Annotated in this window: 23 protein-coding genes; 15 read left to right on the forward strand and 8 right to left on the reverse strand. The window is 42.2% G+C overall.

The window, feature by feature from the left end; all coding sequences use genetic code 11:
- Nucleotides 1–9: 9 nt before the first annotated feature.
- Nucleotides 10–969, reverse strand: a complete 960-nt coding sequence (locus ACJZU6_RS03390) for a calcium/sodium antiporter (RefSeq protein WP_080158340.1) — start codon at nt 967–969, stop codon at nt 10–12.
- A 528-nt stretch (nt 970–1,497) separates the two neighbouring features.
- On the opposite strand from ACJZU6_RS03390, the gene mlaF reads away from it, so the two are divergent.
- Genes mlaF through murA form a run of 7 tightly spaced genes read left to right on the forward strand, consistent with a single transcriptional unit; the run spans nt 1,498 to nt 6,179 of the window.
- Nucleotides 1,498–2,301, forward strand: coding sequence for a phospholipid ABC transporter ATP-binding protein MlaF (mlaF, locus tag ACJZU6_RS03395; RefSeq protein WP_080158339.1), 804 nt, complete (start codon nt 1,498–1,500; stop codon nt 2,299–2,301).
- 57 nt (nt 2,302–2,358) lie between these two features.
- Entirely contained in the window at nt 2,359–3,141 is a 783-nt protein-coding gene (mlaE, locus tag ACJZU6_RS03400; protein WP_080158338.1) for a lipid asymmetry maintenance ABC transporter permease subunit MlaE, read from the forward strand.
- 52 nt (nt 3,142–3,193) lie between these two features.
- Nucleotides 3,194–3,670, forward strand: a complete 477-nt coding sequence (gene mlaD / locus ACJZU6_RS03405) for an outer membrane lipid asymmetry maintenance protein MlaD (RefSeq protein ID WP_080158337.1) — start codon at nt 3,194–3,196, stop codon at nt 3,668–3,670.
- Nucleotides 3,671–3,684: 14 nt separating this feature from the next.
- Nucleotides 3,685–4,320, forward strand: coding sequence for a phospholipid-binding protein MlaC (gene mlaC, locus ACJZU6_RS03410; protein WP_080158336.1), 636 nt, complete (start codon nt 3,685–3,687; stop codon nt 4,318–4,320).
- Between the two features lie 2 nt (nt 4,321–4,322).
- Nucleotides 4,323–4,634 (forward strand): lipid asymmetry maintenance protein MlaB, encoded by a 312-nt coding sequence (locus tag ACJZU6_RS03415; RefSeq protein ID WP_080158335.1) that lies wholly within the window; start codon nt 4,323–4,325, stop codon nt 4,632–4,634.
- A gap of 19 nt (nt 4,635–4,653) precedes the next feature.
- A complete protein-coding gene (gene ibaG / locus ACJZU6_RS03420) occupies nt 4,654–4,908 on the forward strand; it encodes a BolA family iron metabolism protein IbaG (RefSeq protein ID WP_045030117.1) in 255 nt (84 codons plus the stop codon).
- Nucleotides 4,909–4,919: 11 nt separating this feature from the next.
- Nucleotides 4,920–6,179 carry a UDP-N-acetylglucosamine 1-carboxyvinyltransferase gene (murA, locus tag ACJZU6_RS03425; protein WP_080158402.1) on the forward strand — a complete coding sequence of 420 codons (1,260 nt, stop codon included), beginning with the start codon at nt 4,920–4,922 and terminating at the stop codon, nt 6,177–6,179.
- 69 nt (nt 6,180–6,248) lie between these two features.
- Here the strand turns inward: murA and degS are convergent, their stop codons facing one another.
- From degS to zapG, 3 genes are all read right to left on the reverse strand, one after another.
- On the reverse strand, nt 6,249–7,325 hold the full coding sequence (gene degS, locus ACJZU6_RS03430) for an outer membrane-stress sensor serine endopeptidase DegS (RefSeq protein WP_080158334.1): 1,077 nt from the start codon (nt 7,323–7,325) through the stop codon (nt 6,249–6,251).
- A 137-nt stretch (nt 7,326–7,462) separates the two neighbouring features.
- Nucleotides 7,463–8,833, reverse strand: a complete 1,371-nt coding sequence (locus ACJZU6_RS03435) for a Do family serine endopeptidase (protein WP_408900645.1) — start codon at nt 8,831–8,833, stop codon at nt 7,463–7,465.
- Nucleotides 8,834–8,934: 101 nt separating this feature from the next.
- On the reverse strand, nt 8,935–9,396 hold the full coding sequence (zapG, locus tag ACJZU6_RS03440; protein ID WP_080158401.1) for a Z-ring associated protein ZapG: 462 nt from the start codon (nt 9,394–9,396) through the stop codon (nt 8,935–8,937).
- Nucleotides 9,397–9,589: 193 nt separating this feature from the next.
- Between zapG and zapE the strand changes: the two genes are divergently transcribed.
- The 8 genes from zapE to sspB all read left to right on the forward strand — a co-directional run bounded on the left by zapE (nt 9,590) and on the right by sspB (nt 16,157).
- On the forward strand, nt 9,590–10,735 hold the full coding sequence (gene zapE, locus ACJZU6_RS03445) for a cell division protein ZapE (RefSeq protein WP_408900912.1): 1,146 nt from the start codon (nt 9,590–9,592) through the stop codon (nt 10,733–10,735).
- A 299-nt stretch (nt 10,736–11,034) separates the two neighbouring features.
- Entirely contained in the window at nt 11,035–11,463 is a 429-nt protein-coding gene (gene rplM / locus ACJZU6_RS03450; RefSeq protein WP_060998308.1) for a 50S ribosomal protein L13, read from the forward strand.
- Nucleotides 11,464–11,478: 15 nt separating this feature from the next.
- A complete protein-coding gene (gene rpsI / locus ACJZU6_RS03455; protein WP_036793177.1) occupies nt 11,479–11,871 on the forward strand; it encodes a 30S ribosomal protein S9 in 393 nt (130 codons plus the stop codon).
- 463 nt (nt 11,872–12,334) lie between these two features.
- Nucleotides 12,335–12,925: a ubiquinol-cytochrome c reductase iron-sulfur subunit gene (petA, locus tag ACJZU6_RS03460; RefSeq protein WP_408900646.1), complete on the forward strand. Its 591-nt coding sequence runs from the start codon at nt 12,335–12,337 to the stop codon at nt 12,923–12,925.
- The gene (locus tag ACJZU6_RS03465) at nt 12,925–14,190 is read left to right on the forward strand and encodes a cytochrome bc complex cytochrome b subunit (RefSeq protein WP_080158330.1); all 1,266 of its coding nucleotides are present in this window, start codon (nt 12,925–12,927) and stop codon (nt 14,188–14,190) included. The genes petA and ACJZU6_RS03465 overlap by 1 nt, the downstream gene beginning before the upstream one ends.
- Entirely contained in the window at nt 14,187–14,924 is a 738-nt protein-coding gene (locus ACJZU6_RS03470; protein WP_408900647.1) for a cytochrome c1, read from the forward strand. Before ACJZU6_RS03465 ends, ACJZU6_RS03470 begins: the two co-directional genes overlap by 4 nt.
- Nucleotides 14,925–15,009: 85 nt before the next feature.
- Nucleotides 15,010–15,648: a stringent starvation protein SspA gene (sspA, locus tag ACJZU6_RS03475; RefSeq protein WP_080158328.1), complete on the forward strand. Its 639-nt coding sequence runs from the start codon at nt 15,010–15,012 to the stop codon at nt 15,646–15,648.
- Nucleotides 15,649–15,650: 2 nt separating this feature from the next.
- Entirely contained in the window at nt 15,651–16,157 is a 507-nt protein-coding gene (gene sspB / locus ACJZU6_RS03480; protein WP_080158327.1) for a ClpXP protease specificity-enhancing factor, read from the forward strand.
- A 73-nt stretch (nt 16,158–16,230) separates the two neighbouring features.
- On the opposite strand, the gene ACJZU6_RS03485 is transcribed toward sspB, so the two are convergent.
- From ACJZU6_RS03485 to ACJZU6_RS03500, 4 genes are read right to left on the reverse strand one after another with little or no spacing between them, the layout of a single operon-like run.
- On the reverse strand, nt 16,231–16,773 hold the full coding sequence (locus ACJZU6_RS03485) for a BON domain-containing protein (protein WP_080158326.1): 543 nt from the start codon (nt 16,771–16,773) through the stop codon (nt 16,231–16,233).
- A 3-nt stretch (nt 16,774–16,776) separates the two neighbouring features.
- Nucleotides 16,777–17,367, reverse strand: coding sequence for a phosphoheptose isomerase (locus ACJZU6_RS03490; RefSeq protein ID WP_080158325.1), 591 nt, complete (start codon nt 17,365–17,367; stop codon nt 16,777–16,779).
- Nucleotides 17,368–17,369: 2 nt separating this feature from the next.
- Entirely contained in the window at nt 17,370–17,744 is a 375-nt protein-coding gene (locus ACJZU6_RS03495; RefSeq protein ID WP_107276453.1) for a YraN family protein, read from the reverse strand.
- The gene (locus ACJZU6_RS03500; RefSeq protein WP_408900648.1) at nt 17,722–19,527 is read right to left on the reverse strand and encodes a penicillin-binding protein activator; all 1,806 of its coding nucleotides are present in this window, start codon (nt 19,525–19,527) and stop codon (nt 17,722–17,724) included. The genes ACJZU6_RS03495 and ACJZU6_RS03500 overlap by 23 nt, the downstream gene beginning before the upstream one ends.
- Nucleotides 19,528–19,614 lie beyond the last annotated feature (87 nt).

Consider the following 19,614-nt stretch of genomic DNA (forward strand, 5'->3'; position numbering starts at 1 on the left):
AAGCTCCTGTTATGCGGCGATATTAAGAAATAAAAATGCTTGATAAGCAATAAAGCAAATCACTAATATTCCACCTTCAATGCGATTAATCAGGCGGCGTTTACCGAGAGCCATTAGTAGTAATAGAATGGAAATAGCCAACATAACATAAAAATCACGGCTCATAGCTAGTGGGCTTAATGCTGATGGGTTCAGTAACCCTGGAATGCCCATTACCGCAAGAATATTAAAGATATTTGAGCCAATAATATTACCCACCGCCATGTCATCTTCGCCTTTAAATACGCTCGCGACAGATGCGGCAAGCTCAGGCAAACTGGTGCCAACAGCAATGATGGTTAAACCAATAACTAAGTCACTCATACCGTAGTATTTAGCGATAGTAACTGCTGACCCCACTACCATATCTGAAGAGTATAGAAGTATGCCTAAGCCAATAAATACCCAGATAATGGCCTTGGTATTAGTGACGCCAGTTGGAATTTCTGACTGTTGCTCTTCTACTAATGGATCACTTTTACTGTCGCGGCTGATTTTAAGCATCACCACTAAGAAAATAGCAAATAGAACCGCAAGAATAATGCCTTCGTGACGGCTTAAATAATTATCCCATAAAATCGCGCCAGCAATAACCGTAACACCCAGCATTATGGGTAATTCGCGGCGAATAATAGTCGAACTAATGCAGAGGGGCTTTATGATTGCCGTAATACCGAGAATTAACGCAATATTGGCAATGTTTGATCCCAGTACATTACCTACCGCGGTATCTGTTTTATCGGCCAGTGCAGCGGTGGCTGAAACCATCATTTCTGGCGCAGAAGATCCCATTGCCAGAATAGTCATACCAATAACCAGTGGTGCAACACCGAAGTTTTTCGCTAATGCAGCTGCACCATATACCAATCTATCTGCACTCCAAACCAGTAAAGCTAATCCGATACAGAGCAACACAATGGCTTCTAGCATGTTAATTCCTTTTTAGTACGACCCGCTAAAAAAGCGATTTTTAGTCAATTGATGAAATATTTACAATTTGAGTTGCCAATTTTGACGTTAACTCATGCAAAAGGGAAGCATAAGCCAATACTAATTATCATCTGAGGTGGTTTTAGGGGGATGGCTTGATTAACTGCTGCTGAATCAGAACCGATTAAGGTTAGAAAAAGTGGCTTATCTATTTACACTATTAAAACGATGTTTTATTTTAGGTGAATGATAATGAGGTTGATTTGTTTTAGAATGGAATTATGCCGTTAGTGTCAGTTTTATCGTAAATATATTATTTTTGATAAAAATTCATCATTAACGCGTGATAATACAGCGCTTAGGTTGAGTTGACGTTTAATTCCTCCTATCATCAACGCTCTATTTTTATAATGTCTACTGATTGTTTTTAAGTTGTTTATTATCAAGTGGCATGAAACGCTATTATGTCAAATAACATCAATATTCATCGCTTACGCAAACGAGTTAGCGAGAGGTAACATAAACATAATGCTCAATGATGATGTACTGGTTTCGATTAAAAATCTGAGCTTTTCCCGTGGTGATCGACGTATTTTTGATAATATTAGTCTTGATATCCCGCGTGGAAAAGTCACCGCTATTATGGGGCCGTCAGGGATCGGCAAAACGACCTTATTACGTTTGATTGGTGGTCAGATTGCGCCAGATAATGGTGAGGTATGGTTTGATCAATGGAATATACCCACATTACGTCGCAGTGAACTTTATCAAGCGCGTAAACGAATGAGTATGCTGTTTCAATCGGGTGCTTTATTTACCGATATGACTGTGTTTGAAAATGTTGCCTTTCCATTGCGTGAGCATACTCAATTACCTGAAGATTTATTGCACACCTTAGTGCTATTGAAATTAGAAGCTGTGGGTTTGCGAGGGGCGGCTCAATTAATGCCAAATGAGTTATCAGGTGGCATGGCTCGACGAGCAGCATTGGCGCGCGCAATTGCACTTGATCCTGATTTGATGATGTACGATGAACCGTTTGTTGGCCAAGATCCAATTACCATGGGCGTGTTAGTTAAGTTAATCCGCGATCTTAACCAAGCGTTAAATATTACGTCGGTGATTGTCTCGCATGATGTGCCAGAGGTAATGAGTATTGCAGATCATGTCTATATTCTTTCAGGCGCGAAGATCATAGGTTGTGGTACACCGGATCAATTACGCGCAGATACTAACCCTCAAGTGCGCCAATTTTTAGATGGTGATGCGGATGGTCCAGTACCGTTTCAATTTCCTGCACAATCATTAAGTGATGATTTATTTGGTGAGTAAGCCGTATCAAGGCTGTTGCTAACATCAGTAAATGACAACCGATAATATGAGCAAAAAATGATAATTAATGCTATTTCCCGATTGGGACGAGCGACTATTGAAAAGTGCCAAGCATGTGGTCGTGCAAGCTTGATGTTATATGGGGCATTAGTGTGTAAGCCTCAGCCGATAAAAATGTTGCCGCTATTGATTCGACAATTGTATTCAGTTGGCGTGCTATCGATGGCGATTATTCTCGTGTCAGGATTATTTATCGGCATGGTATTAAGCCTGCAAGGATATTTAGTTCTTGCTGGTTACGGCGCTGAAACCAGCCTTGGTCAAATGGTCGCATTATCATTATTGCGAGAATTAGGCCCGGTGGTAACGGCGTTGTTATTTGCTGGTCGTGCGGGCTCTGCGTTAACGGCTGAAATTGGGTTGATGAAAACCACCGAACAACTATCAAGCATGGAAATGATGGCGGTTGATCCTCTACGCCGCGTGATTGCACCGCGATTTTGGGCGGGGGTTATCTCGATGCCATTGTTGGCGTTGATGTTCTCGCTTATTGGTTTATGGGGCGCACAACTTGTTGGTGTTGATTGGAAGGGCATTGACTACGGCAGTTTCTGGTCGGTGATGCAATCATCGGTTGATTTCAGTACTGATATTGGTAATAGCATTATCAAATCAATCGTATTTGCTATCGTGATTACATGGATTGCAGTCTTTAATGGTTATGATGCCGTACCGACGTCGGAAGGGATCAGCCGTGCAACAACCCGTACAGTGGTGAATTCATCACTGGCGGTACTTGGACTTGATTTTGTGTTAACAGCATTAATGTTTGGTAGCTAAACATTCACTTAGCCGCATGCATACGACGGCATAAATTACATGGATAAAAACAATGCAACAAAATAAACGATTAGAATTGTGGGTTGGTGTGTTTATGCTAGCCGGCATTAGTGCTTTATTAGTGTTGGCGTTTAAAGTGGCTAACGTACAAAGTTTTGGTAGTGCTGAAACTTATACTTTGAAAGCCCATTTTGACAATATTGGCGGTTTAAAAGTACGTTCTCCCGTTAAGGTGGGAGGGGTTACTGTAGGTGAAGTAACGTCGATTACCCTTGATGAACAGACGTATGTGCCAATTGTTACTTTAGACGTTAATAAAAAGTTTGGTTATTTCCCTGAAACCAGTTCTGCATCTATTCTGACTTCAGGTCTATTAGGTGAACAATACTTAGGTATTAGTCCTGGATTTGTTGATACTGACACTGAAATGCTACATAACGGTGACTTAATTGAAGACACTAAATCTGCGTTAGTATTAGAAGATATGATTGGTCAAGTGCTGTATAGCCTTGGCGGCGATAAGAAGTAATGAGGAGAACCACCATGAAATTTGTACGTGGCTTAATGTTGTGTTTACTGGCCGTGCCAATGCTAGCTCAAGCAGCAACGATTGATCAGAGCAATCCTTATAAAATGATGGACAAAGTATCCGCGCATTTATTTGGTACTTTAAAAGCGGAACAAGCAAAAATTCAAGCAAACCCAGAACAACTACGGGTGATCGTTAAGCAAGAATTATTGCCGTATATTAATACCCGTTATGCAGCTTACAAAGTGTTAGGTTCTAATCTACGTAATACAACCGCAGAGCAACGTGATGCGTTCACAGCGGCTTTCACTGATTATTTAGTGGCATCGTACGCACAGGTTTTGACTCAATATACCGACCAAAAAATCGAACTTGAATCACCTAAGCCCGTTCCAGCTGATCGCAGTATTATTTCGGTTCGCGTTGATATTATTGATCCTCAGCGCCCGCCTATTCGCCTTGATTTTAAATTACGATTGAATAAAAAAACCAAAGAATGGCAGGGATTTGACATGGTTGCTGAAGGTGTCAGTATGCTCTCTACTAAGCAAAGTGAATGGAGTGGACAGCTACGTACTAAAGGTATTGATGCGGTGACACAAAGTTTACGTGATTTGGCGGCGAAACCGATCCAAATTGAGAACAAATAACCATGACTGCTGATAAGATTTGTTGGCAGGTTGTCGCTGAAGGGCAATACCGCTTGTCAGGGTCGTTAGATCGTGACACAGTGCCAGCTTTTTGGCGTCAAAGAAGCGAATGGATGCCACATAATGAGCAGCTCGTGCTCGATCTTGCTGATTTATCTCGAGTAGACTCTGCTGGTATGGTGATGTTACTGCATTTGTGCCAGCACCTTAAGCAAGCAGGGAGTCGCGTTATGTTGCACAATGTACCTCAACAGCTTAAAACGCTGTTTCGCTTAAGCCATATCGAACCAATGTTAACAGCTTGCATGGAGTAAGCTGTAGAGAGGATAGCTTGTGGAAATCTCTGAGATTAAACAAATTCTAGAAAGCGCTTTAGACGTTGATGAAATCATCGTTAAAGGTGAAGGTAGCCACTACCAAGTGATCGCAGTGGGTACACTATTTGACGGCATGAGCCGTGTAAAGAAACAACAAACAATTTATGGTCCATTAATGGATCGTATTGCAGCAAACGACATTCACGCGTTAAGTATTAAAACATATACGCCTGAAGAGTGGGCGCGTGATAAAAAATTAATGTCGTTATAGAGAGCTAAATGATGCAAAAGTTTCGTATTCAGGGCAGCGGCCCATTAAGCGGTGAAGTGGCTATTTCTGGCGCAAAGAATGCAGCCTTACCGATTTTATTTGCCGCGTTACTTGCTGACGGTCCGGTAGAAATTGCCAATGTTCCTCAGCTACGTGATATTGATACTACGATGGAATTACTGTCACGTTTAGGCGTGAAAGTTTCGCGTAATGGCTCATCTGTTAATATCGATGCAAGTGATGTTAATGAGTATTGTGCGCCGTATGATCTTGTAAAAACAATGCGTGCTTCTATTTGGGCATTAGGTCCACTAGTGGCTCGTTTTGGTCAAGGTCAAGTATCATTACCTGGTGGTTGTGCTATTGGTGCGCGCCCAGTTGATTTGCATATTGTGGGTCTTGAGCAACTTGGTGCAACAATCACACTTGATGAAGGTTATGTAAAAGCATCTGTCGATGGTCGTCTTAAAGGTGCCCATATCGTGATGGATAAAGTCAGTGTGGGTGCAACGGTTACTATTATGTCTGCGGCAACGTTAGCAGAAGGTACAACCGTGATTGAAAACGCAGCTCGTGAACCTGAAATTGAAGATACTGCAGCATTCCTTAATGCTATCGGTGCGAAAATTACAGGCGCAGGCACGGCAACCATCACCATCGAAGGTGTTGATCGTCTTGCTGGCGGTTATCATGAAGTGGTTGCAGACCGTATCGAAACCGGTACTTTCTTAGTCGCTGCTGCTGTTTCTGGTGGTAAGATTGTTTGTCGCAACACTAAGCCTGAACTTCTTGAAGCGGTATTAGCAAAACTAGAAGAAGCGGGTGCATTAGTTGAAACTGGCGATGATTGGATCAGTCTAGATATGACAGATCGTGAGCTTAAAGCGGTGAATATTCGCACTGCACCGCATCCGGGGTTCCCAACCGACATGCAAGCGCAATTTTCGCTATTAAACTTAATGGCCAAAGGCACAGGCATCATTACTGAAACGATTTTTGAAAACCGTTTCATGCATATTCCTGAATTAATTCGTATGGGTGCTCACGCTGAAATCGAAGGTAATACCGTGATTTGTGGTGACACTAATGGATTGAGTGGCGCACAAGTGATGGCAACTGACCTACGTGCATCTGCAAGTCTTGTGATTGCGGGCAGTATTGCTAAAGGCGAAACCATTGTTGATCGTATTTACCATATCGATCGTGGTTACGAGTTTATCGAGCAAAAATTCAGTGCGCTAGGAATGAATATCGAACGTATCTCTGAATAAGTGATATTGGTTTCAAGCAATAAAAAAGCCTCGCACCGTGCGAGGCTTTTTTGTGACTGTTATTTGTTATTATTTGGGAGGGTTCGCTAGTGGAGGTCGATTGGCAACCGTAACCGGGATCATCATTGGCTTACCGTTACGTAGAATCTTCACTTCAATATGGGTGCCAGGGCGAATATCCGTGACGATATCACGCACACTTTGCACATTAGTGACTTCTTTACCTGCTATCTCAATCACAATATCATTTTTCTTAAACCCTGCTTTTGATGCTGGGCCAGTTGGATCCATGCCATCAACAATAATGCCATTCACTTTCGCTACATCATAAAGTCGCGCCATTAGTGGGTTGATTTCACGTCCTTGAATGCCAATCCAACCTCGAATAACTCGACCATCAGCAATCAGTTTTTGCATGATCTTAATTGTTAACTGGTAGGGAATCGCAAATGAAATACCATAGGTTTCAATGTCGGTAGCTTGCTGAAAAGAAGCGGTGTTAATGCCCACTAACTCGCCGTCAGTGTTAACCAGTGCTCCGCCTGAATTACCTTTATTTATCGCCGCGTCTGTTTGTAAAAAATCTTGTGGTCCATAAAAACTCATGCCAGAACGGCCCGTGGCGGAGATAATACCAAAGGTGGTTGTTTGACCAAGATTATAGGGATTACCAATTGCCAATACCACATCACCAACAGCAGCTTTATAGTGTGAATTAACCGGAATAACGGGTAGGTTATCGGCATTGATTTTTAATACAGCCAGATCCGTTAGTTGGTCTAAGCCAATTAATTGTGCATTCAGTACTCGACCGTCTTGTAGCGCAACAATGATTTGATCTGCATGTGCCACAACATGATAGTTAGTAACGATATAGCCTTTATCACTCATGATGACACCGGAGCCAAGGCCTTGGGTGCGCAATTCTCGTTCTTGGCTATTACTGTTGTCATAGCGACGATTATAAATATTAACTACGGCAGGTGACGCTCGTCGCACAGCATAATTAAAAGAAAGCGGGGTTGAGTTGTTATCGGGTAATGATAAGGACACTGGCGTCGTCGGACGTAAATCAGGGACTGCAATCAGAACAATAATAGCAGTGATAAGGCCGAGAAAAATTGAACGACCAAGAAATGCTAGCATTAACAGTCCTTATAAAATGAGAAATAAAAAGGTGCTAACAGAATAGCACCCCTCTTAGGTGAGACCAACTATTGGCATTGATGCCGTTGTTAAATTCGTCCCACAATCAGACCTTCACGCGTATTGATACGTTAAAATTAACGAATAATAAGATACAGCACATTATTGCCGCGTTGAATTTCAAGTGCGATAACCTTGGGTGGATGCGCCAATGCTTTACGTAATTGACCCAGATTATTAATAACAAGGCGGTTAAGACCAATAATAATATCACCTTTTAATAACCCTGAACGCGCAGCCAATGAGCCCTTTGTTAATTGTGTAACTTCAACGCCGTGCGCTTTACCATTAACGGTGGTGTTACTAAATTGCGCACCACTTAAGCTTGAGTGAAGATCATCAGCATTAACAAGGTTGTCAGCACTGGCACTTAACGTGACCGTGAATTGTTGTAATTTACCGTTACGCATAGCTTTTAAAGTGAGGGTTTTACCCGCGCCCAATGTCGCTACTTTTGCTCGTAATTCACTGAATGAACGAATAGGATCGCCATTTACTGCAATAATAATGTCGCCTGCTTTTAAGCCTGCTTTTTGGGCGGCAGAATTTGGCATTACTTGGTTTACAAAGGCACCTTGATTGGTGTCATAGCCAAATGTTTGTGCTAATTCTGCGGTTAGTTCACGTCCTTGTACACCCAAGGTACCACGGCGAACTTGACCAAATTTAATGATTTGCGCTGTAAGGTTATTTACCATATTGGATGGAATGGCAAAACCAATACCGACGTTGCCTTTATCAGGCGCAAGGATCGCTGTATTAATACCGATTAATTCACCATTGAGATTAATCAGTGCGCCGCCAGAGTTACCACTATTAATTGCAGCATCGGTTTGAATAAAGTTTTCTATATTTTCAAGGTTTAAGCCACTACGACCTAAAGCGGACACAATCCCAGAAGTCACTGTTTGTCCAAGACCAAAAGGGTTACCAATCGCAATCGCAAAATCACCCACACGTAATTTGTCGGAATTCGCTAATTTAATTGCGGTTAATTTTTTTTGCGTGTCGATTTGCAGTAAAGCAATATCAGATGATTTATCACTGCCAATCAGTTTTGCGGTAACTTCATGGCCATCATATAGTTGAACCATGATTTTATCAGCGTTATTGATGACATGTTGATTAGTAACAATATAGCCTTTATTAGCATCAATAATAACGCCAGATCCTAGCCCTCGAAAAGGACGTTCTTGAACTTGCTCAGTTGGGAAATCAGGGCCGAAGAAAAAACGATAAGCGTCTGGTACATGTTGCTTTGAAACTTGTTTACCTTCTATGGCGATACTGACAACGGCTGGTGTGACTTGCTCAAGCATGGGCGCAAGACTAGGCACAGATTGATTACTTACCGTGATAGGAAGAGCAGCATTCGCTGTCAGTGGTGCCATAAGCGTACTAACAGTTAACGCTAATGCACTAATAACGAAAAGGTTTTTTTTACGCATGATTTAACTCCGAGTTAACAAGTTAAATTATGACTTGTTAACTGGAATTAAGTTCCCCAAATTATGCTTTTGAAGCGAAGTATTGATCGTATAAGTGACGACTAGCTTGCTTTTGCTGACTGTGCTGATGCCGCCATATCGTTATCTTTAATGGTGGTTGGCTTATCACTAAACAAGCCGGTTGCACCATTGGCGTAGTCACGCGGTTGGTGATCCATTACTTCATCTTCAATGGGGGTGTCGTTTTCCACTGGCTCTAAGGTGGTGATTCGTTGTGCAAATGGATTGTCTTGGGTCGGTAAATTAGGCATCAACTCCGCTGATGTCTTGGCCATGTGCTCATAGAGCTTACCGTAATCTTTAGATACATTGTCGAGTAACTCAGCGCTACGAGCAAAATGGTCGACAAGTTCTTGGCGATATTGCTCTAATTCATATTTTGATTTATCGAGATCTTTTTTTAATGACGAGTGCTGATTTTGGTTTTTGTTTGTTAACCGACTTATAATGGAACCAACAAAGATTCCCGCAATAAAAATAGCAATTGCAATAATCCAACTCATAACCATGATAACTCCTTGTGATTTTAGTGTTAATACGTGTTTTTCAGTCAAGTCGCTGTTTGTTCGAGCGTAATAACGCTACTACTATACCTTGAGCTAGTTACGCATGATACTGATTCAATCATATATTGTGATGACGTATGCTGTGATTATTCCAGTAATAGATGAAAAGGGATCTCATCAAATGACGACGCTGACACCGCTCACGCAATACCATGCCGATCTGCAACGTATTGATTTTTTTGCAGACCCAGCCCAAGCCAATGCCGTTACGCATCTGGATGATTTATATCATCGGTTGCTGGAACCTGTTGCACCATTACCCATTACGACGCGATGGCAACGATTATCTTCTGCAACCAAAGCATTATTGCTATCGTCAACATTGTTAACACCAAAGACTAAAGCAGATATCGTGCCAGTTAGAGGGCTGTATTTTTGGGGTGGAGTCGGACGTGGAAAAACCTATTTAGTTGATACCTTTTTTGAGTGTTTGCCAACCCAACGAAAAATGCGAATTCATTTTCACCGTTTTATGTATCGGGTTCATCAACAGCTGCAACAACTTGATGGCATTGAGAATCCATTGGATCATGTGGCGGATAATTTTAAACAACAAACCGATATTATTTGTTTTGATGAATTTTTTGTCAGTGATATTACCGATGCGATGATTTTGGCAACGTTACTTGAAGCCTTATTTCAACGCGGCATTACTTTAGTCGCAACGTCGAACATCGCTCCCCATGAGTTATATCGAAATGGTTTGCAACGTGCACGATTTTTACCTGCGATTGCACTTATTGAGCAACATTGTGAGGTGGTTAATGTTGATGCGGGGATTGATTATCGCTTACGGTCATTGGCGCAAGCGGCAATATATTATTCACCGTTAGGGCCGCAAGCTAATCAAAATTTAGCGGATTATTTTGAACAGCTAAGTTTTGAGCCTCGTTATAGTGAGAAAACAATTGTTATTAATCAGCGCTCAATCACGGCTCAACGTGAGGCGAATGGCATCGTGCAATTTAGTTTTTATCAATTATGCCAAACGGCGCGCAGTCAAAATGATTATATTGAAATCGCTCAGCTGTACCACACAGTGTTAGTTGCTGATGTTCGCGTGATGACTGAGCACCAAGATGCCGCTCGGCGCTTTATTGCGATGGTGGATGAGTTTTATGAACGCCATGTCACCTTAATTATCTCCGCGGAAGTGCCTTTAACTGAGCTTTATACTAACGGACGATTACTGTTTGAATTTAAACGCTGTTGTTCGCGGCTAATTGAAATGCAAAGTGAACAATATTTAGCTCGACCTCATTTGGTCGATGAATAAAGGGAAATTCGTTTTTTTAAGATTCGTCATATCTAAAGGGTAATTAACACACTTTAAATTGTGATTTATTGGCCTAATTAGCAATTAATGAGCGTCGATATGAAAAAAAAACAATTTTTTTGGGAAAAAAGGTGATTTTTTCCGCACCCTTCTCTATAATCTTGCGACCCACCGTACCTGTATGGCGAAAGCCAGGAGTGCCACCCACTCGAAGGGGTGATGACTGGGCTCTTAACAGAGGAATCATCATTCGATGGTTCTAGTAAGTGAAACTATTTAAATAATGGGTATTAATTAGCATGAAAACTTTCGTTGCTAAACCAGAAACTGTAAAACGTGACTGGTATGTTGTTGACGCTGAAGGTAAAACTCTAGGTCGTCTATCAACTGAAATCGCTTCTCGTCTACGTGGCAAGCACAAGCCGGAGTACACTCCACACGTTGACACTGGTGACTACATTGTAGTTATCAATGCTGAGAAAGTAGCAGTAACTGGTGCAAAGCGTACAGATAAAATGTACCACCACCACACTGGCTTCATCGGCGGCCTTAAGTCAATCAGCTTTGATAAGCTAATTGCTAAGAAACCAGAAATGGTTATTGAAACTGCTGTTAAAGGCATGCTTCCAAAAGGTCCTCTAGGCCGTGCTATGTTCCGTAAGCTTAAAGTTTACGCAGGTACTGAGCACAACCATGCTGCACAACAGCCTAAAGTACTAGACATCTAATTGGGAATTATGACAATGGCAGAGAATCAATACTACGGCACTGGTCGCCGTAAAAGCTCAGCAGCTCGCGTTTTCATCAAACCGGGTACTGGCAACATCGTAATCAACAAGCGTAGCATCGAAGAGTACTTCAGCCGCCCAACAGCGCGCATGGTAGTTCTTCAGCCTCTTGAGCTTGTAGGTATGACTGAGAATTTTGACCTATACATCACTGTTAAAGGTGGTGGTATCACTGGTCAATCTGGTGCTATCCGTCACGGTATCACTCGTGCTCTTATGGAATACGATGAAACTCTACGTCCTGCTCTACGTGCAGCTGGCTACGTTACTCGCGACGCTCGTTGCGTTGAGCGTAAGAAAGTTGGTCTACGTAAAGCACGTCGTCGTCCACAGTTCTCTAAGCGTTAATATTACGCTTCCAGATTTTATATCTGGTTTACTGTGTACAGAAAAGCTCAGCCCTCGGGTTGGGCTTTTTTTTTGATTATTTTCTATGAAAGTATTGTTTCTTATCTTCAATAGAATATTCTCGCACCTCGCACCTCGCACCTCGCACCTCGCACCTCGCACCTCGCACCTCGCACCTCGCACCTCGCACCTCGCACCTCGCACCTCGCACCTCGCACCTGCTGTTTTCCTATAAACACCCATGCATAATAACGAAAAACACCCTATATCCAACATTTGTTGCTAAACAAGGGCTTGAACTTGTGAATATGTTGACCTTTACTTATTCTTTAGATGTTGGCGATAATTTAAAACTGTAGCAAAATTGTTACTGTATTCTTTTTAGTTAGGCCTCAAGTTAAATATCAGGGATATAAAAAAAGAACCAATAAAAAATCCAAGCAGGAGCTATTGGAGAAAATGGATGAGCAATGTGCGAATAAATAATGGAAGACGTCGCTTTTTAACGGCGACAACATCGGTTGTTGGCGGTATTGGTGCGGTTGCAATTGCAATCCCATTTATTAAATCATGGAACCCCAGTGAAAAAGCGAAAGCGGCTGGTGCTCCAGTTAAAGTCAACATTAGTAAATTAGTTGATGGACAAATGATTCGTGTTGAATGGCGAGGAAAGCCTGTGTGGATTGTGCGCCGCAGTAAGGCCGCCTTACAACAGTTAACCACCCATGATAATCAACTTCGAGATCCCGATTCAGATGAACCACAGCAGCCGAATTATGCCCAAAATGCTTATCGTTCATTAAAGCCTGAAATATTTTTAGCTGTCGGTATCTGTACTCATCTTGGGTGTTCGCCAACGTATTTACCCAATAGCTTTAGTGATCAAGTCAGTGGTATTGCCGCTGGCTTTTTTTGTCCATGTCATGGTTCAACCTTTGATATGGCAGGGCGAGTATTTGCAGGCGTTCCAGCTCCACTTAATTTGGTGGTGCCGCCACATCAATTTTTGAACGATGACACCATTTTGATTGGGCTTGATAAGGAGACGGCATAATGGCGGGCTTAGTTGATTGGATCGATAAACGATTACCTGTAACCAATGCATACCGTAAGCATTTGTCTCAATATCCAATGCCAAAGAACTTTAACTTTTGGTATGTGTTTGGTTCTTTAGCGATGCTAGTACTGGTGAATCAGATTATTACGGGAATTTGGCTAACCATGAATTACGTACCGTCAGCCGATGGTGCATTTGCCTCCATTGAGTACATCATGCGTGACGTTGAGTATGGGTGGCTATTACGCTATATGCATTCGACCGGCGCATCCGCATTTTTTGTGGTGATCTATTTACATATGTTCCGTGGCCTAATTTATGGATCTTATCAAAAACCACGCGAGCTATTATGGTTGTTTGGAATGTTGATCTTTTTAGTGCTAATGGCTGAAGCTTTTATGGGGTATTTGCTACCGTGGGGGCAGATGTCTTATTGGGGGGCACAGGTTATCATTTCCTTGTTTGGTGCGATCCCTGTGATCGGCGATGATCTCACCTTATGGATTCGTGGTGATTATGTTATTTCTGGCGCAACCCTTAACCGTTTCTTTGCATTGCATGTTATTGCATTACCGTTAGTGTTGTTATTGCTGGTGGTATTACATGTGCTGGCGTTGCATGAGGTAGGCTCAAATAATCCTGATGGCATTGATACTAAGTTACCGAAAGGTAGCCAAGGCGATGATTATCAGACCCAGTTTACGTTTCATGAAGACTATACTAAAAAATACGATATTATTGATTCGATCCCCTTTCATCCGTATGGGACGGTAAAAGATTTGATTGGCGTCGCTATATTTGCACTGTTCTTTAGTTATGTGATCTTTTTTGCACCTGAAATGGGCGGCTATTTTTTAGAAGCGCCAAATTTTGAAGCGGCTAACCCGATGAAAACGCCTGAGCATATTGCTCCTGTTTGGTACTTCACTCCGTTTTATGCCATTTTACGCGCTGTGCCTGATAAGCTACTTGGGGTTGCAGCGATGGGGGCTGCGATCATCTTTCTGTTCTTGTTACCATGGTTTGATCGTTGTCGAGTGCGCTCGTTCCGTTATCGCAGTAAATGGCATTTGATTAATTTGGCTCAGTTTACGGTGAGTTTTATTGCGTTGGGCATTTTAGGGGCGTTGCCTGTTACTCCATTATTTACAGTATTAGCGCAGATGTTTAGTTTTACCTATTTTATGTTTTTTATTGTGTTGTTTTTCTACAGTAAAAATGAAGCGACTCAACCGCTACCGAAGAGGGTGAACTTCAAATGAAACAATGGATTGTAGCATTACTGCTGTGGCTGTCGACCAGTGCTATTGCTGGTGGTGGAAGCGCCAATTTACAAGCTGCAAATAATGATTTAACCGATCAAGCGTCTTTACAACGTGGTGCGCAATTGTTTATCAATTATTGTGCAGGTTGTCATTCGACTCAATATCAACGTTATGAAAGGGTTGCTACAGATTTAGGGATCCCTTTGGATCTTATGCAGCAAAATTTAATGTTTAACCCGAATGCAAAAATTGGCGATTTAATGACAAATGCAATGTCAAAACAATACGCTGCAGCTTCTTTTGGTGCGCCTACACCTGATTTGACTATGGTGGCAAGGGTGCGAGGAACTGATTGGTTATATACTTATTTACATTCATTTTATGCTGATCCTGAGCGTCCGTTTGGAGTGAATAATAGCCTTTTTCCTAGTGTTGGAATGCCCCATGTATTAGAAGAATTACAAGGGGTACCGCGTAGAATCTATGAAACTCAAATGATCGATGGCAGTCCAACTCAAGTTTTGATGGGCATTGAAACCGATGGCAGTGGCCGCTTAAATTCACAACAATACGATACTGCGGTACGTGATTTGGTGAATTTTTTAGATTATTCCGCTGAGCCAATGAAGTTGGAACGACAGCGATTAGGGCTGTGGGTGATGGGATTTATTGTTATATTCTTAGTATTAACTGTGTTGTTGAAGAAAGAATATTGGCGTGATGTCCACTGATAAGGTAATCTAGTGGGTTAAGAATCTCGCAATGGGGGCTCAAGCCTCCATTGCTTTTTGTGTATTAAATATACTGGAGGGGTTGATGGCTGTTGCTGCCAATAAACGCTCTGTGATGACTCTGTATTCTGATGCTTCAGACATCTACAGCCATCAGGTGCGTATCGTACTAGCTGAAAAAGGCGTTAGTGTTGAAATTGAGCTGGTTGATCCAATGAGCCTGCCGGAAGATCTGTTAGAACTGAACCCATACAGTTCAGTTCCAACATTGGTTGATCGCGAATTAGCGCTATACCAAGCTAACATTATCATGGAGTACTTGGATGAGCGTTTCCCTCACCCACCTCTAATGCCTGTTTATCCTGTTGCCCGTGGTAATAGTCGTTTAATGATGTACCGTGTTGAACGTAACTGGTACTCACTAGCGAATAAGATTAACTCAGGTACTGCTGATGAAGCCGATAAAGCACGTAAGCAATTACGTGAAGAGTTATTAGCGTTAGCACCTGTATTTGCTGAATACCCATTCTTTATGAGTGATGAATTTAGCTTAGTTGATTGCTACCTTGCTCCACTACTATGGCGTTTACCTGAAATGGGTATTGAGCTAAGTGGTACTGGTGCTAAAGAAGTGAAAGCATACATGACGCGCGTATTTGAACGTGATTCATTCCTTGCTTCTTTAACTGAAGCTGAACGTGAAATGCGTTTAGCTGGCCAGTAATTATGGATATCGAAAATATGACGCCGCGCCGCCCTTATTTGTTGCGCGCGTTTTATGATTGGTTGGTTGATAATGACCTAACGCCACATTTAGTCGTTGATGCGACTTTACCTGGGGTTAAGGTGCCAATGGAGTTTGTGAGTGATGGTCAAATCATCCTTAACATCGCTCCAATGGCGGTGGGCAACTTAGAACTGAGCAATGAAGCGGTAAGCTTTAGTGCGCGTTTCAGTGGTCGTCCACACTCAGTTATCGTACCTATGTATGCTGTGTTGGCTATTTATGCGCGTGAAAACGGTGCAGGAACTATGTTCGAGCCAGAAGCAGCATATGATACTGATACTGCTATCTATGATGATGAGCAAGCGTTAGAAGACGAGAGCAGTGATGATGTTGTTGCTCCTTCAGTGTCACCATTTGCAGTCGTTACTGAAGCGGCTGAAGGTGATGAACCTGATGATGAGCCACCACGTCCACGTGGTCGTCCAAGCTTACGTGTTGTCAAATAATATTGGCAATCAGCTACAACAAAAAACGCAGCCAGTGGCTGCGTTTTTTTTCGCTTGATAATCAACAAGGGGATTAGTGCGTTAACGGTTTTTCAAACAGGGTAATAACATGTTCAACCCCTGAGACATTACGCGCAACATTGGTTGCTATTGTGGCTTGTTCTGGAGCGACATAACCTAATAAAAATACCCGTTTATTTTCCGTGATCACCTTGATAACTACATTGGTTAGTTGCTTACTAGCAATCAGTTGCGACTTTACTTTAGTGGTTAGCCAAGCATCTTCACTGATGTTTGCCATTGTTAACAAGGGACGTACTTGGATTTGATCATAAACACGATCAACATCAGGAATATGGCGTACTTGATTGATAAAGGCTTGTTTAAGCGGCTGTGATGTCGCTTGACCAACCACCAATACCGTGCCATTTAAGGCTACGCTATCTATGCTCAATTGCTTGGTGTATTCACGAGTATGAGCAATACCAGCAATATCCATGTCTATTTTTTGATCTTGCCAATGTTGAGTGTTATTTCGCGGATCATTGGTTGAAAAAACCGAACATCCTGATAGCGATAGACTAGATATAACGAGTAACGTCAATAACCACTTCATTGATTAGCCTTCGTTATGTGGAAATAAAACTTGATCAATCAAATCGCATAAACAATGAATCGTTAATAAGTGACCTTCTTGAATCCGCACCGTGCGTTGGGATGGAATACGAATTTCAACATCTTGCACGCCTAATAATCCCGCCATTTCACCGCCATCTTTACCTGTTAAGGCGATGATGTTCATATCTCGTGCGAGTGCCGCTTCCATGGCTTTGATGATATTTTTACTGTTACCACTGGTTGATAGCACTAATAAAATATCTCCCGCTTGGCCTAACGCACGAACTTGTTTTGAAAAAACTTCATCGTGGTGATAATCGTTAGCAATGGCCGTTAAAACGGTAGTATCTGCGGTTAATGCAAGGGCAGGCAGGCTTGGACGTTCAATTTCAAAACGGTTGATTAAGCATGATGCGAGTTGTTGAGCATTGGCTGCAGAGCCACCATTACCACAACTTAAAATCTTATTGCCATTTAATAAGCTTTGAACCATCACTTGAGCGGCTTTTGAAATCGCATCAGGTAAAGCTTCCGCTGCTGCAATTTGGGTTTGAATACTTTCGGTAAAACTTTCTCGAATGCTATCTAGCATGACTAACCTTCAACTAATATATTAGTAAACCACTCAATATGGTGGTGGTGACCTTGGATGGCAATGACATCAAAACGAAATTGACAATGCTCAATTGAGAAGCCATTTTTGTGCATCCAAAAAAAAGCCGCTCGTTTGAGCTTTTGTTGTTTATGCCAATTAACCGCTTCAACTGCAGAACCATAATGAGATTGCGTTCGGTATTTTACTTCAATAAACACCAAACACTTACCTTGTTGCATGATTAAATCAATCTCACCGCTACGACAGCTAAAATTTCGAGCGATAGGGGTCAGATGATGGCGGCACAAATATTGTTCCGCCATTAGTTCATAGGCTTGGCCAATCTGACGCTTACTGGGCAGGCGTATCACCACTGATCAGGTCTATGCTATCTGGCATATCAGAGATAGTGGCTGCTGGCATTTGAGTGGTTGATAGTGGAGTAATGCCTTCACTACTGAATTTACCCCAATCAATTTGTCGTTGCACAACACATTGGTTATTTACCGCCAGTTGTCCTGTTTCACCTTGAATACTGTGATGGTGATTAGCACGCATCTCAGGTAATTGCTTGGCGATTGCGTAAGCATCCATACCAAAGGCATGTAAACGGATACTGGTGTTGCCTTGATTTGGCCACAATTGATTAAAGCGTTCCATATAAGCTGAATGTGGATTGATCAGTAATGGAATGTCGCTAATTTCAATACCGCGTAATTCACGGTTAGTGTTATGGCTGTCTGGGTTACTGCGTGAGCTCGCATAGATCTGTGCTGGATCACCCGTTGGCGGCATAGCAGCTTCAATGAACGGTTTTAGCATCATCAATTCATTGCGGCTTGCGACCATATAGATTGCATCAGCATGACTGCCTGCACCACGACCAAAAGCACTTCTTATTTGTTGTGGTATTTGCGCCTGATTACCAAAGCTAACCGTTAACGCTGGTTGACCATCAAGCTGAGCCCATTGTTGGCTAAATGCTTGTGCAACGCGTTGACCATAGCTATTGGAAGGTACTAATACAGTAGGGTTACGGTGACCTTGAGCATAAATACGTTCAGCCGCTTGTTGGGCTTCTTGTTCTGGCGATAGCGCAAAATAACAAGCATTAGGCTTATTATTACTGATTTGTGGTGGCATGTTTAATGCTAGCATGTTGATATGGCTAGTATTATCTTGCTGGAATGCAGTAATAACATTTTTGCGTAATGGCCCTACAACAAACTGAGTACCGTTTTGTTGTAGTTGTGCCATGATAGTAGGTATTGATTGAGCTTCAGTATCATAAATATTGAGCTCATTATTTGTATCACGACTTTTATCATCCATCATAGCATTGATAAAACCATCGCGAACCGCTTTACCTTGTGCGGCAAAACGGCCTGAAAGTGGCAATAACAAAGCAATATTATCCAGCTTAACGGCTTTCATTTCGATTAACGCTTTTAAATCGGCCGGTAAATATTGGTTTGCTGGATGGCTAGGATGACGATATAACCATTGTTCGATGGCTTGTTTCAGTTGCATTGGTGGCAATGTCGCACTGTTTTTCAACATCGCGAGTTCAACCCAACCTTTGAGCACACTGTCGTTATCCGTTAGCTTAACACTGCCTAATTGAGCATTGGTATAACCTGATAGGTCATGCCAAACTTGCTGCCAGTTAGCGGCTTTTTGTGAGTGATCTAAATAGAAATCAAGTTTTGTACGCTCGCGTGCGGCTTGGAACGGATGATTCAATTGTTCCAATAAGTTAGCGCGTAGCATGTAATAACGTTGATACTGGCTCTTGGTTAGTGACCACGATGGCTGAAAGTTTAAACTGTTCAGTGCCGCTTGTGGTTGCCCTTGGTGCTCACGTACCATTGCACGCGCGAGTTGCCATTCCGCAATTTGAGTTGGGCTCATAGATTGCTGTGATAATTTAGCAATCCATTGATCGGCTTGTTGCCATTTATTTTCGAGGATCATTGCTTTAACGGCCATGATCTCCCAGTTAGTACGCTCTGCGCCATCACTGGTATTGGCTTTACTTAAATAGGCGGCTGAGCTTTGAGCGGCTACCGCAGTGATATCCGTTAATGGCACCTGATTATTGTACAGGTTTGGCGTGCTACACCCTGCTAAAGCAACAGCAAGGGCTACAGGCGCCATCAGTCGTGATACACTTTTACGCTTATGGGTAAAATTGGGCATTGAATTTATTCAACTGTGACAAATTACTCTTGATATTAATTGCAG

The sequence above is a fragment of the Photobacterium piscicola genome (assembly GCF_046058925.1).
In the GTDB taxonomy this organism is placed as follows: domain Bacteria; phylum Pseudomonadota; class Gammaproteobacteria; order Enterobacterales; family Vibrionaceae; genus Photobacterium; species Photobacterium piscicola.